The organism is Barnesiella sp. B2-R-119, assembly GCF_023656675.1.
Classification (GTDB): domain Bacteria; phylum Bacteroidota; class Bacteroidia; order Bacteroidales; family Barnesiellaceae; genus Barnesiella; species Barnesiella intestinihominis.
Genome location: NZ_JAMOKL010000003.1, coordinates 408,880 through 423,345 on the forward strand (window position 1 = coordinate 408,880; position 14,466 = coordinate 423,345).

A 14,466-nucleotide genomic window follows, 5' to 3' on the forward strand; every position below is an offset into this window, starting at 1 on the left:
CTTTTCTAAATTATAGTTATAAAAAAAGCACTACCAACCGGTCCTTTCGAAGGACCTGTCGCAGTGCAGGAATTATCTCTCTTTTCCATACCGTTATTCTCCGGTATGTCCGTCTAATATCTTCGCAGCCTCGGCTTCAAGTTTTCTTAAATCGGCCAGCAAGGTTTTACGGTCTTGTACCATCTCACAGTACAATCGAGCCATCTCTACCGCCACCATCGCCATCATAGATTCCGAATCCATCAATCCGTCTTTATACTTGTCCTTATAAAAAGCCCAACGCTTATTGAACAAGTCGGCAGCATCTCTCCAATATTTTTCGTCCGCTCCATAATCGACCCGCAAGGCTAACGGGGTTTTCAGATCGGCGATCCTCAGAGTTATTTTTAATTTATCATCGTTCATAGCATCTATTCATTCAAGAGTGAGATGCATTTATCGATTTCCCGCACTAATCTGGCAAACCTGACTTTTGTTTCTTCGGTACTCGAACCATCTTGCCCCGCAACCGTCTTCGAGAGCTTCAAATTTCCATATCTTTTCTCCAACTCTTCGTACTTACTTTGCAAAGCTTGCATCTCTTGTTTCTGATGCATCAACTGCTCTTTCAAAATACCGTTTTCGTTCTCGAAAGCCTTACATAAATCACTCATAGCATGAAACTTAGCAATCAGTGAATCTATTATGTCTTTCGAACTTCCGGCCATTATCCCACCAAATTTCTATACAAATATAGGTATTTCCCGCCAAAAGCTGTAACATCGACCCAATTATTTCTTTTTTTCTCTCTTTTATTACAAATTTTAATCTTATTTAGTACCTTATTTACTATAAAGCCATAGGGGAAAAACCTTCAACTCCGCTATCCTTAATCGAATTTGAAAATTTCAAACAGATTACCCGCTCGAAAACTCAAACTACACCGGTCGGCTCGGACACAACGTTGCACCACCTATCGCAAAAACTACTGTCTACCTGTGACTTCGAGGGATGCAAAATCAGGTTTATCAGCGTCTGAGTAAGCAGTTCACCCGAAGACAGTCTCGACGGGGTTCAACTGCAACTTCCCTTAGACGATCCTCCTTAAAAATCCTGACTATATCCAATTACCACGCGACTTTCTGCACGATACGCCCACCGCGATTGTCGGTGAGAGTTACCACATAGATACCCGAAGCGAGGCCGGTGGTGGGAATAATCACCTCGCCCGGTTCACCGTCAAGGTATTCGCACCACACCAAGCGGCCGGTAGTGTCGATGAGTTCGGCCAGGCGGTAACCGTCGCCCGGCAGGGTCACGACCAAGGCATCGGGCGTGCGGGCGATGCGCAGGGCTGCTACACGGGTCTCGCCTACGGCCAGTATGCAGTTGCCGTCGTCCAGAGGAGTTCCGTTGTGGTTATCCTGTAAATAGATATATTCTCCGTTCTCCCGCAGATAATAAAGAAAATAATTATCGTCGTCACATGGTCTGTCTGGATATGGACAGCCTTCATGATCATCGAAAGTCCATAGGGTTCCCTGATTCATATCGCCGATGCCTTCCATCCAGTAGCCTATATAATAGCCATAACTATTTTTGAAGTAGATGCACTTGCGTTCTTTCCCGGCAAATTCGACGGTTTTTACATCGTATACGGTTATATTTATATCAGTATCTAAGGAATTGTGCATGTTGCTCAAGATAATACCATCGCCTTTGGTCAGGTTGAAATCATAGCCTATCTCTTCTTCCGTACCTCGGAAATATACTTGTCGATTCTCTTCCCTGATTTGTTTGGCCAAGGGGATTCTATCCCAGTCGGGACATTCGCCCGTGAGAGAGATGTTCTTGTATGCCTTGCCGTTGATGGTTGTGTCGCCTGCTATGCGGTAATGGACATAATTGCCCGTTAAGTCGCCGCCGTGGTAATAGTAATCGGCCTCGTAATAGCCGTATTCACAGTCTCTGACAAACGGTTCGTACGACCGGCCAAACTCGCACTCGTCGCGCAGCGTGTTGACTGTCCCTTTATATTCATAGTCGCCGGTCTCCATATTCTTTATGTATCCGAGCCGGTTGTGAGGGTCCCCGATTTCTTCTGTCGTAGCTTCGAAGGGGAAGAAGAATCCCCGGCAGGGTTCGAGGCTCCCGAACCCTTCGATATAACTGCCCGACGACAGTTTGATGCGTCGCCGCAGCTGGTCGTTATTCACGGCTATGGTGTCGATATGAATCACCGGCTCGCCTTCGGGATTGAGCCGGGTAGGCACCCGGTCGCCGGGCTTCTCGACGCTGAAGTCGTAGAGTACCGTCTCCTGTTCGTCGCCGGGACGCAGGCAATAGACCACCCGATCGTCCTCGCGAGCCAGGCCATAGAGTGTCTGCCCCTCTTCGAAGGGGCAGCTCTCGCTCACATAGCATTTCTTGTACGACACCCCGCCGACTACCGTATCGCCCTCGAAACGATAGCATTCGTCATATCCCCACTTTACCCCTTCACGCACGAAAGGCACATATTCATAGGTGCCCCATCTGGACCACTCGGGTTGGTAGATAAGGCGGTTCTCTATATTTTCAAAGGACTCTAACCGGTCGAGATATTTTGTCCCCGCTTCGGTATCGGGATTGCAAAAGGGATAATAGAGATTATTACGCTTGCCGGTATAGCCTATACCCTCGATGCAGACTCCATCGACATCCTTCAGTTTGATTCGTCTCCTGTATGTGTTGTTGACGAGTATCGTGTCAATCCACTCGACCTCCATGCCGAAATAGGGCGGGTCGTTGTGCCAGGCCCACATGGTATCGCCAGCCTGCTCTACATTGAAGTCGTAGATGGGAATTTCGGATTTCTGGGGAACCGTATCGAAATGATCTATATTTACATCCACTTGATAGACGACTTTATTCTCTTCACGCAGGAATATCAAAATCTTTGCCCTGTACGAAAAGTCGGGCATATAGGCATAGGCATAGAGTTGCCCATTCACATATCGGTTATCCGGCAAAATAGTCATCGTCTGTCCATCACTAAATGTATATCGAACATTCTCCCGCACAATGGGCACATATTCATACTCCTGCGCCTGACTGGCGATGCAGCCGAGACATATCAGCGCGAAACTCCAAAGTAGTGATTGTGTTTTCATATCTGTGAGTTTTATTTAAATTCGACATTTGCTCCTGCTTTTGCTTCAAAGCCAGGCTGTATCTCTATTTCTTCGCCGGCTTCAATTTGCAGGGTACCGCCCCCTTCGACAAGTCCGCCGGAAAGAATGGCTTTACCAGTGTTTTTGATAATCAATGTAGCTCCACCCTTTATGATGAGTCCGTCGCCAATCCATACATCGCCGTTCGATTCGAAAGTCAGTACGCCTGATTCTATAACCACATTCCCTTCGGTGCGGTTCGTATCTACCACTTTACCGATATGAATGTCGTTCACCTGGAAATATTGCGAAGCGTCTAACGTGTCGTTTTGCAGATACAACGGTGCCACATAAGGTATGGCATTGCTTTTATATACTGTTACGATGCTGCTGGGTGAGGCATTGGCAAATGTGATATTTGTACTTGTCGCCTCTTTTACCTCGGGCAGTTGATTGACTCCCGACGTAATGGCGATCTTGCTGCCTGTTATTCCTGCACCGGATACGGTAATCGAGTGGTCGGTTCGAGTTACCGATATATCGCTGTAAACCGATGGAATATCGGTCCACATGGAGAATTCGGGACAGCCAATTAGATGGTGAGCCAAAATAACTTTATGAGCAAGATCTGTATTAACTTCATTAACAGAATCTTTATTCTCATTTAAATACGCCTTCGAAAGAGCCTCCGCTGCTCCAATGCAATTACCCGCCTTGATTAAGTTGACAAATTCTTCTTCCAATGTGGCCGAAGCATAATTTTTATAATAGCCTTCACGTGTATTTCCCAAAAAGGCAGGGCCACCATATAACCCAGCCACAGTAAAGGAACTCCCTATATTGTATGGAATATTATAACTGCCATAAATATCAAATGGTGTTGTTGTACAGGCTATTGAATAGGCTATGGCCGGATAATCGTGATTGGTCAAGCAATCCAATCCGTGACCGCTTTCTTGGATAAAACCTTCTGGACTAACATTTTGGAATGCTGTAATCACGCGGTTGCTATCAACATGAGCACTATTACTTACCACTATATGTGAAGGGGCTCCATGTCCATGCCAGCTTAAAAAGCCATATCGATTGTTCATCTCGTCGATTACCTGCTTCCCGGTTGGGCCGGTGGTTTCATTGGCATCGAAAGAGGGCTCTTCTTGCATGATTTTATGCTCGATAAAGGTCGTCCCCCAAGCTCTTTTTATTATCTCGGCTTCATTATTTTCTTGTAATTGGTCGCTTTGACAGTAAAAGGCTTTCTTCAAATAGCTGAAATCTCCATTACCGGGATTGCGCTCATATCGCAACAATTTCTCGGTATAATTCTCAACTTCTTGTGAGGTGGTACACAACAGCCTTCCTACAAAAATTTCGGGATAATGATCTATTTGATCGGCATTAGGCTCTCCATAACAACGATTTCTGTTTGAGTCCCAATCCCCATTAAAATCGCTAAAATATAAGTCTGTAGGTATCATTTTATCGATGTTGTCAGGTTGGCTCATTATATCATAATCTTTCCTATAACCATACCTGATTGGGAGTATGCGATAATCTCCGGCCAACAGAGCATATTGGAGGGAACCTAATTTGTAGGCATGTTCCAGATAAGCCCGTAGCTTACCGGCATCGTCGTTGATATGGGATAGGGTATCCCCTTGTTGAAACTCTTGGCATGCCAGAATATCTTCAATACAGACTACTCCCGCCGAAAGGCCTTTTTGCCGTTTCCACCCTAATAGGCGATCAAAAGCCGGTGCCAATGCTCTACTTGTGACAACCGTGTATTCATAGCTGGGTAAAACCGTCGCTTCGTTAAGGGGTACCGTTGCATGCGCTATGGTTATTGGTGCAAATCCATCGACCTGCGAAGGGTTGACTACCAGCCGTTTGGTTTGTTCCCGACCCCATCGATGAACCCTTCGTGAATTTTGGCGGGTAATAGCCCAAAGTATCGGTGTTGGGGCAGAAGCCAGTGTCGTATTTCCATTCCTTAATGTATAGTCGAGCCGAATTGTCACAGAATTGCGAAACATCATCTCCCCGTTGGCCGGAGCATAGCTTATCGGCCATACGGCTATGGTGACGATGTGGTTATCGCCATCGAGAAAACCTTCATTGACAACCTGTACCGGAGATATTGGGCAATATCGGCTACTGTTGTATACAACACTATCTGGAAAAACAAACGGGATATCGGCGGAGTCAATCGGTTGTACTGGCTGAACGGGATAAACAGGTAATGTGTAATGTTCTGTAACGGTATTCTGTTCTGTGATGGTTACCGTAAAATCGACAGCATTGTAAGGGACCGAAAAGCGCAGGTAGTGAACCGGCAATTCGGGGGATCCGATGTTACCCTCTCCCCATAAATCGAGATATTTAATTTTCAAGTACGAAACACGATCCACCACGGTTGTGTCGATACTTAGAAGATTGCGATCGAAAGTCACCGTGTGAGTCAGCTGGGCATTTAGGAGTTGAGCCAAGCAAAGGCATGATAGAGAAACGGCTATATGCCGAAACCGCATAATAATCGGATTCATACACTCACCTCCTTTCCCTTATTTAGTCAATATCATACGTTTGCTGTCTATCTCTTTCCCATCGGCTATGAGCGAGTAAATATACATACCGGCCGAGAGCTCGGAACCTTGTAAAGTTACACAACTTTTACCTCGGTCGACAATTTCAATCCGACGTATTTGAGTACCTTGCATATCATAAATATACAAGTCTGCCTGTACCGTTTCATAAGGTAAAGCAAACCGTATGAATGTGGTAGCGCTAAACGGATTAGGATTGTTTTGGTAAAGTGCAGGAACGATAGTGTTCTCCGACTCGATAGAGGCCGTATTCCGTTCGGATCGACGGAGCGGTGATACGGGTTCTCCACCCTTGTGCTTCAATTCAACCAACTCCTGCTGTAATTGGGCAATGACAGTTTCTTGAGAATCGACTTTGGCTTGAATTTCGTTTAAAGCATTCACAATCAGAGGAACCATACCCATATAATCGACATACATATAGCCCAACGAATCGATTCGCACCAATTCAGGATAAACCTCTTTTACCTCCTGAGCCAAAAAACCAAATCGGGTACGGTTATCGCCTTTAACATTTATCTTACGATTTTGGGCAGAATCAGAAGGGGCACTTACGTTTAAGCGAAAACTAACGCCTGTAAGTTGCTCTAATCCGGACAGGGTATTGGAGAGAGGAGTTATATTACCCTTGAATCGACTGTCGGAAAGGGTATAAAAATTGCCGATGACATCAGAAGAAAAATAGACTTGGTCTCCGTAAGTGTCGGCATCATATTGCATAATCGAACCCGCATCGGTGGTCATCTCTACACCCGATGCCCCGTGCAGATGCAATCGAGGCGATTCTCGTCCATCAGTTCTATCGGGATAACGCCCCACAAAGACATCGAGGTCAGATTGATTTTCGGTATATCTCGAGTTGAAAGAAACTCGGGTAATCCCTGACGTATTACTGGGGTAAAGACTTATCGCAGCATTACCGATCGTGTTTTCTCCATAGTTGCCGACTAAGATATTTCCTTCACCATTTTCAATTTTCATTTGCCCCATTACACTTACAGATAGACAACATGCTACAACTAAGATAGATAACCCGGTTTTCATAATCGAGTAAAATTTTAATTTCGTTTTTTAGAATATTAAGGTTCCTAATCGCTTGCTTCTCGATAGTTCCCAACAGTTATATCGTGGTATGTTACAGCTCCAAAAACGTATTGGTTTGGAATCGATCTACACAGATCGACACTTTTCAAAGGTAATAAAAACTTTTAATAAATCTATAATTATGAAAGAGGAAAATGTACCTATCCGACGGCTTTTTCTAAACTCTCCCGATAGAGAACAAACAGGCATTCCTACCCTTCACTTGATAAAAGAATTACCATAATCTAAAACTGGGAGTAAATGAAAGGAACCAGTTCGCTCGAACGCACCTGCAAAACAAAGAAGAGTACCAGCGCCAGAATAGCTGCCTTAACTACCAGCGGCGACCACGAAAGCTCGCGTTGCAGCCACTGCGACCAGCGATGCGGGGCAAAATGGAGCAGATAGCCGACTATCAAAGCCACGAATATAACGGCGTATCCCGACACGAAGGCGGGAATGGCTTCGGGACGGAAGTTGGTGAATATCTGGGTAAATATCTGTCCGGCAACATCAAGAGAAGGCGACCGAAAGAATATCCAGCCGGCGGCCACAACATGGAACGTAAGCAAAACATGAAAGAAATGGCGGATAATACCCGGGCGATCGTCTTTCGCCGCAGGGAATATACGCCGATAAACTTTATGGACAATCAACAAAACGCCATGCCAAGCACCCCATATCACAAAAAGCCACGAAGCTCCATGCCAAAGTCCACCCAGCACCATAGTTATGAACAAATTGAAATAGGTACGGACTTTGCCTCGACGATTCCCGCCCAAAGATATATAGAGATAGTCTCGCAACCAACTCGACAAAGAGATATGCCAGCGACGCCAGAACTCGGTAATAGAACCCGACTTATAGGGAGAATCGAAATTGATTTTAAAACGATACCCCATAAGCAAGGCTATGCCGATAGCCATATCGGAATAACCCGAAAAATCACAGTATATCTGCAAGGTATAGCCATAGACACCCATAAGATTCTCGAATCCGGTATAGAGCATGGGATTGTCGAAAATGCGGTCTACGAAATTGACACTAATGTAGTCGGAGATAACCACCTTTTTAATCAATCCGCACATGACGAGAAAAAGACCTTCACCCAACAGCATAGGTGTAATCTCCAACGGACGGTGTATCTGAGGGACAAAGTCTTTCGCCCGAACTACGGGACCCGCCGCCAACGGAGGGAAGAACGAGAGGTAAAAAACATAATCTCTCAAATTCGTCACCGGGGACATTTGCCGCCGATACACATCTATAATATAGCTCAACGAACGGAAAGTGAAAAAAGAGATACCGATGGGCAACACAATATCCAACGGCTCGAAAGGCTCACGGGTGAAATCGGCAATCGTACCCAGTAACAAGTTGGTGTATTTGAAATAACAGAGCATGCCCAAATTGACCGCCATGCTCATCAAAACGAAAAATCGACGCATCCATTTCCACGAAACCCAACCTAAAAGCCTCCCCAACGAATAGTCCGAAAGGGCGACGAAAAGCAACAACAGGAAACACAGCCCACTCGATTTATAATAGAAATAGAGAGAAAAAAGTATCACGAAGTAGATACGCAAAGTATCGCGCCTCGCCAACAACCTGTATATCCAGACAAATCCGACGAAAAGGAACAGAAACAATCCGGTATTGAACATGAGCGGATTCTGCCCGTCATAAACGAATAAATCCACGACTTTCGATACGTCAATACTTTCCCAAAAGGAGATCGCACCGGTCTTTATATTATTGAGCCACTCTATCCACATATTCCTGATAAGCTTTCATAAGAGCACGATACAACATTTCGCCCTGCACCCGATAGCCCGTCTCGGTACAATGGGTGCGATCATAGGCCATGAACCCGGCCTTCCGCCATTGCGAGGACGAACCTTCGCCTCCGGCAATTTCGTACCAATCCCAACAAGCCAGCCGATGCTCCACCGCATAGGAACGAATCGTTTCCCGAACGAGCTTTACCCGAGCATTCGGCGTATAATAAACTCTACGTTTTTTATTTACGCGACGCACCCGACGCCGAGCACATTCGGCCGGAGTAGTCAGCAAAATCTGAGCCTGCGGACAATCTTTTCGCAAAGACGAAACGACGGTATCGATCTGTTTATATAACTCGTCGCGGGTCAAAGAGGTGGAAAACGACTCATTCGTACCCAACGACAAAACAATAAGCGACGGCGAGAGTGCTGCCACCTGCTCGGAAAAGCCGGGAATGGCAGCATAACTACTGTAAAAAGCCCCGTTGTTGCCGATAGTGTGGTAAAGAATTCCGCTCTCACCGGTTTCAAGGCTCGCTCCATAAATGGCCAAAGGCGTCTCTTTCGAGACGGCTTCTCCCGTAAGATGAACGCTACACACGGACTCCTCCCACGAAAAATGGGTCAAAAAAGGTAATCGGGTTTCACCCTCGACCAAAAAGGGTTCTGAAATTACTCCCGGAAAAGAGTCGACCGGCGCATGGAACAAACGAACTTTCTTGAAACCTGCACAGTCATCGGTCTTACTAAGCGTGGAAACCGTCAAATCAATGCGACCGTTACGGGGTACAATAGCTATACCGCCTACTCCCGGTGTATAGTTACTATACTTCCGCCCTACACAACGAGAAAAATTCCAACTTCCGTCCGCCACGACCGAATAATCTCTCGGTTCATTGGTCTTCGCTAACTTCAAAGGAACGACCAACCCACGCCCTGCATCCCCGAACCTTCGCTGCAACGGTAATCGGACAGCCTCGGTGAGAAACCCTGCCTGAACATGCGAATCGCCGATATGAACCATCGCCACTACCCGAGGAACAGTATCCGTGTCGTTCTGCAACCGTACCATTCCATCGAACAGAACCGACCAATCGGCATCGTTAAACTCGATAACGTTTTTCTCTTTTTTCAAAAAAGAGGGTACAGTAACGGTGTCGCCTGTCAGCTGTGCACAAAGTTGCACTGCCAGCACTGCGACAACGAAGAAAAACCCTATTACCGACAAACGAAATTTCATAAGCCTTCTCGATTCATTTCATACTCCAACGACTTGACAAACTCGGCCGCCAATCGTTTACCGCCTTTATGGTTAATGTGCGTATAGTCTTTATTCGCCTGTCCGTTAGCGACAAAATCGAGCATCCCGTTGTGCCCTCCCATCGCCTCGTATGTATCCCAAAAAACGACACCAGCACTTCGTGCCGCACGACGTTGCGCTTCGGAAAGAGCGACTACCGCCGGCATCGTAACGAAAGCCCCGTTCGCTTTGCGACTGCGATCACCTACTCCCATCAATATAATGTCGGTATGCGGATAGCACTCCCGCAAGTGACGAACGACCTCCGTCATCTTACGGGCATAAGACCCGTAATGCAAAATTTCGGGAGTCATCACATTCAGTCCGTATTGCAACACAATGGCATCGTAGGGAACGATACTGTCCATCTGAACCGCCCTTTCCCGGGACAATGCTCCGAGCGAAAGGCCCGAATAACCACGAGTCGATATATTATCGACAGCAATGCCCTGCACATCGTCCAGCCACACGCCTATGGCTGCAAATCCCGGTGTATTTCCCACTCTTACTTGAAAACGTGGGGTTTGCCCCTCTACCGCCAAAGATTGAATCTCATGAGAACCCGCAACGGGAAAAACCTGCCATTCGCCATCGGCTATTTTCAACTCGACCGAGCAATCCTGCCGGGCGATAAATACGAACCGAGACAGTGCCCAACTATCGGCATGTTCTATTTTCGTAGTTCCTCTGTATTGAGCCGTAGCACCCTCCAACGGTACGAAATACTGCTGCTGCAAAGTCATGACTTTCCAGTCGACTTCTTTGGGTTTCAATACACTATGCACTTCCCAACCTTCGCCCGACTGTATGACCGACCGACGAAATCCGGGAAAATCGGAATGCATAGATACGTATCCCACACCACTCCCACCATATCGGGATTGCAACAAACTTCGCACGTCTTGCGTAAATATATCGGCCTCGATAAACGAATCGCCCAAAAATGCCAAACGCACGGGACGTCCCAATGAGGCTCGTTCCTTCAAGGACGAGAGAAGATGAGACAAACCATTTTTCCCCGGCGAGAAATCTTCGAACAAAACCACATCGCCGTCCCGTCGGGGAAGATTCCCGACCTCTGCCGTATCGGACGAAATATTCGTTACGAGAAGAGTGTCGGCTGTTTCTTGTACCCTTATCGTATCGGGCACGACTTGTCGATCCTGCGGTTCATCTTTCTCCACAGAGGAAAGAGAGTCCACCCCCTCGTTCAACCACTCCATTCCCTCCTCCTGCCACTCTGCATCGCCCGGCAAATCCAAATCTTGCTCATCGACACGGATATCGGAAAAGAGATCGACAGGTTTCGTCGCGAATCCACCCCACTCCAAAACAGGCAACTGAGTCAGGAGAAACAGAAAAACGAGAGAGAGTACCAACAGAGCAACCACATGCCCGTCTTTGTATTTAGAGGAATTATTCCCTTGCTTTTTATTCTTCACTTCGGCTATTCAAATGAGACTACAAAAATAGAGAAAGGAGAGTGGAGAAAAAAGAACTCGCCCTATTTTTCTACCGAGCTACCTCCCATTTTCGCATTTCACACAAAAATAGGGAAAGATTTATATCTACGAACGATTCCTTCCAAATTTCACTCGTCCCATTCACATTTCTTACAGTTCTCTCCCTCCTCATGATTTTTTCAAGAAACAACTATCCTATTTGCTTTTTTCAGATTTTTTTTCTAATTTAGCTTTCGGAATGTTGACACTCGCCCTATTACCGCCAATCGACGACTGGGTATACATCGTGGTCTATACGATATATGCCATTACCATACTGGGTACGATCGTGATAATCATCACAGAGAATCGCAATCCGGTAAAAAGTTTGGCATGGGTGCTCGTATTGGCATTTCTTCCCATCGTAGGATTGGTTTTCTATATTTTTTTCGGGCAGAATTTCAAGGCGAAAAGAATGGTTTCCCGACGCATAAAGAGGAAATTACGAAAGCGGGATTATCATTCGATCGTCAATATCGACAGTCTTCCACTGAGCGAGGAGAGCAAGCAAGAGATAAGATTGTGCCACAGTTTGTGCAGTGTACCGTATTATTCGGGAAGCCACGTGAAGATATTCACTTCGGGAGAAGACAAATTCAAACACTACCTGCAAGATTTGGAGATTGCCCAAGAGTATATCCATATCCAATATTACATCTTCGAGGACGATAAACTCGGCAACCGAGTCAAGGAGGTTTTGCTTCGATGCGCCCGCCGAGGCATACAAATAAGAATCCTATACGACGATGTGGGTTGTTGGTCGGTGAAAAAACGTTTTTTCAAAGAGATGCAGGATGCGGGAATCGCCGTACGTCCTTTCCTTGAAATCACATTTCCCCAGCTCGCCAGCCGAATCAATTACCGGAACCACCGCAAAATAACGGTCATCGATGGAAAAATAGGCTACATAGGAGGCATGAATATCGCCGACCGCTATGTCGAAGGAACCAAATGGGGAACGTGGCGCGACACACATTTGCGTATCGAGGGGCCTGCGGTAAGAGGATTACAATTATTGTTCGCCGTCGATTGGAGCTACGAATGCAAAGAGGTTCTTTCGGATTCCCGATTTTTTCCACCGGTAGCAGACAAAGGGAAAAGCGGCATACAAATCGCTCCGGGCGGCCCCATAGGGGAATGGTCGAACATCGCCATGCTTTTCTTGAAAGCGATTACCAATGCTAAAAAAAACGTATATATACAAACGCCTTATTTCCTGCCTACCGAAAGTTTGGTGAAAGCCTTGCAAACCGCAGCTCTCGCCAAAGTGGACGTGCGGCTAATGATACCGGAACGGTCGGACTCGACGGTGTTGCGTTTTGCATCGTTTTCTTACATAGCGGAAATGTTACGCGCCGGGGTAAAAGTTTACTTTTACCAACCGGGCATACTTCATTCCAAGACGATCATCATAGACGACGAGTTATGTTCGGTAGGCTCTACCAACTTCGACTTCCGCAGCTTCGAACACAATTTCGAAGCCAACGCTTTCATTTATGACCGAGAGGTCAACAGTGAAATGAAACGTATTTTCTTGGAGGACCAGCAACAATGTCGTCGCATTATCCAACACTATTGGCGACACCGGCCCCTCTATCAAAAAGGGATAGAGTCTATCATGAGGTTATTGAGCCCTGTATTATAAAGACGACTCCCGAAACTCTTCGCTCATATTGACCAGCCATATCTTCTCGGTCGCCCGGGTGAAAGCCGTATAAAGCCAACGATAGAAATCGAGCGAAACCGCACCCTGAGGGATATACCCCATATCGACATAGACATGTTTCCACTGACCGCCTTGCGCTTTGTGACAAGTTACCCCATAGGCATATTTTACTTGCAAAGCGTTGAACCACGGATCGGTTTTCAGCCGTTTCATTTTTTCTCTCTTTGTCGTAACGTCATAATAGTCGGCCAAGACTTGCGCAAAAAGAGTCTCCTGCTGTTCCCTTGTCAGAGAAGGGGACTCACTGGTAAGGGTATCCAATAGAATCTTAGCTTCCATCTCGACTTCCAAATCGGGGAAATAAAGTTGTACATCGGCAAAGCGGAAACCATACATATCGGTACGTTTAAGTACTCGCACGACACGGGCCACATCGCCGTTAGCGATGAAATCGACCTCTTTATAGTCCTTTCCCCAGAAATAGTTATTCTTGGCGACCAACAACAGATCGCCTGCGGTAAGTTCCTCTTCCCGATAGAGTATCTGGTTGCGAATCCCCTGATTGAATATATTGGCCCGTTTATTGGAACGAGTGACGACAATCGTTTCGTCGAGTCCGACACGGTCGTAAGAGTCGGATATACGTTCTACCAAATACTCTCCGCTAAGAGCCTCGACATCGGGAAACCCGTTCACCCGCAAGCAGGGTCGGGGCAATGGCATCTCTTCCATACATTCCCGCAAACGGGTGGCATTATAGAGGATTCCCGATTCGGCAGCCTGCCGAGCGACCTCCCGCAATTCATATTCCACGACATTCAATCCGTAACCGCCCATAACGGCGGCATCCAAAGCCGGACTACGCTCCTGACCCACCGGAGGCAGCTGTGCGGTATCGCCCAACAAAATCAACCGACAATGCTCGCCTGAATAGACATACTCGACCAAATCGTCGAGCAGCCTCCCGGAACCGTAAACCGCCCCTTCGCCCACCGAGTTGGCAATCATGGAGGCCTCGTCGACAATAAACAGCGTGTGTTTCGCCAGATTTTCCCCGATAAGAAATCCTTCCATATCGGGCGAATAGCTCTTTTGCCGATATATCCTCCGATGAATCGTATAGGCCGGGTGACGAGCATACCGAGAAAACACCTTAGCCGCACGCCCCGTAGGAGCCAGCAATACCACCTTGCTCTGCAACTGTGTCAATGCTTTTACCAAAGCTCCCACCAGTGAGGTTTTACCAGTTCCCGCATATCCCCGTAGCAGGAACAACGAGTCGTCCCGTCCGTCGAGGACAAAAGCGGCTAGCTGCTGCAACAACTCGCTCTGTTCGCGATTCGGTTCGTACGGCAAACAACTTTCTATCTGTTGGACAAGCAGGTCGGTAATCATGT

At 46.8% G+C, this 14,466-nt stretch carries 10 protein-coding genes; 1 reads left to right on the plus strand and 9 read right to left on the minus strand.

Annotation, left to right across the window (positions count from 1 at the left end; translation table 11 throughout):
* Positions 1 to 93: 93 nt before the first annotated feature.
* From NBH06_RS08045 to NBH06_RS13625, 8 genes are all read right to left on the minus strand, one after another.
* On the minus strand, positions 94 to 405 hold the full coding sequence (locus NBH06_RS08045; protein ID WP_021890905.1) for a cell division protein ZapA: 312 nt from the start codon (positions 403 to 405) through the stop codon (positions 94 to 96).
* 5 nt (positions 406 to 410) lie between these two features.
* On the minus strand, positions 411 to 707 hold the full coding sequence (locus NBH06_RS08050; protein WP_008862754.1) for a coiled-coil domain-containing protein: 297 nt from the start codon (positions 705 to 707) through the stop codon (positions 411 to 413).
* 399 nt (positions 708 to 1,106) lie between these two features.
* Positions 1,107 to 3,131, minus strand: coding sequence for a T9SS type A sorting domain-containing protein (locus NBH06_RS08055; protein ID WP_046415154.1), 2,025 nt, complete (start codon positions 3,129 to 3,131; stop codon positions 1,107 to 1,109).
* An 11-nt stretch (positions 3,132 to 3,142) separates the two neighbouring features.
* Positions 3,143 to 5,677: a C25 family cysteine peptidase gene (locus NBH06_RS08060; protein ID WP_250793662.1), complete on the minus strand. Its 2,535-nt coding sequence runs from the start codon at positions 5,675 to 5,677 to the stop codon at positions 3,143 to 3,145.
* An 18-nt stretch (positions 5,678 to 5,695) separates the two neighbouring features.
* Positions 5,696 to 6,781: a tail fiber domain-containing protein gene (locus tag NBH06_RS08065; protein WP_195491902.1), complete on the minus strand. Its 1,086-nt coding sequence runs from the start codon at positions 6,779 to 6,781 to the stop codon at positions 5,696 to 5,698.
* A gap of 284 nt (positions 6,782 to 7,065) precedes the next feature.
* Positions 7,066 to 8,595, minus strand: a complete 1,530-nt coding sequence (locus tag NBH06_RS08070) for an MBOAT family O-acyltransferase (RefSeq protein ID WP_250793664.1) — start codon at positions 8,593 to 8,595, stop codon at positions 7,066 to 7,068.
* Positions 8,573 to 9,841, minus strand: a complete 1,269-nt coding sequence (locus NBH06_RS08075; protein WP_250793666.1) for a GDSL-type esterase/lipase family protein — start codon at positions 9,839 to 9,841, stop codon at positions 8,573 to 8,575. Before NBH06_RS08075 ends, NBH06_RS08070 begins: the two co-directional genes overlap by 23 nt.
* Positions 9,838 to 11,343, minus strand: a complete 1,506-nt coding sequence (locus tag NBH06_RS13625) for a GDSL-type esterase/lipase family protein (RefSeq protein ID WP_250793668.1) — start codon at positions 11,341 to 11,343, stop codon at positions 9,838 to 9,840. Before NBH06_RS13625 ends, NBH06_RS08075 begins: the two co-directional genes overlap by 4 nt.
* 259 nt (positions 11,344 to 11,602) lie before the next feature.
* Between NBH06_RS13625 and cls the strand changes: the two genes are divergently transcribed.
* On the plus strand, positions 11,603 to 13,048 hold the full coding sequence (cls, locus tag NBH06_RS08085) for a cardiolipin synthase (RefSeq protein WP_250793670.1): 1,446 nt from the start codon (positions 11,603 to 11,605) through the stop codon (positions 13,046 to 13,048).
* Here the strand turns inward: cls and NBH06_RS08090 are convergent.
* Complete coding sequence (locus tag NBH06_RS08090; protein WP_250793671.1) at positions 13,043 to 14,464, minus strand: ATP-dependent DNA helicase; 1,422 nt, start codon at positions 14,462 to 14,464, stop codon at positions 13,043 to 13,045. The genes cls and NBH06_RS08090 overlap by 6 nt on opposite strands.
* Positions 14,465 to 14,466: the final 2 nt, after the last annotated feature.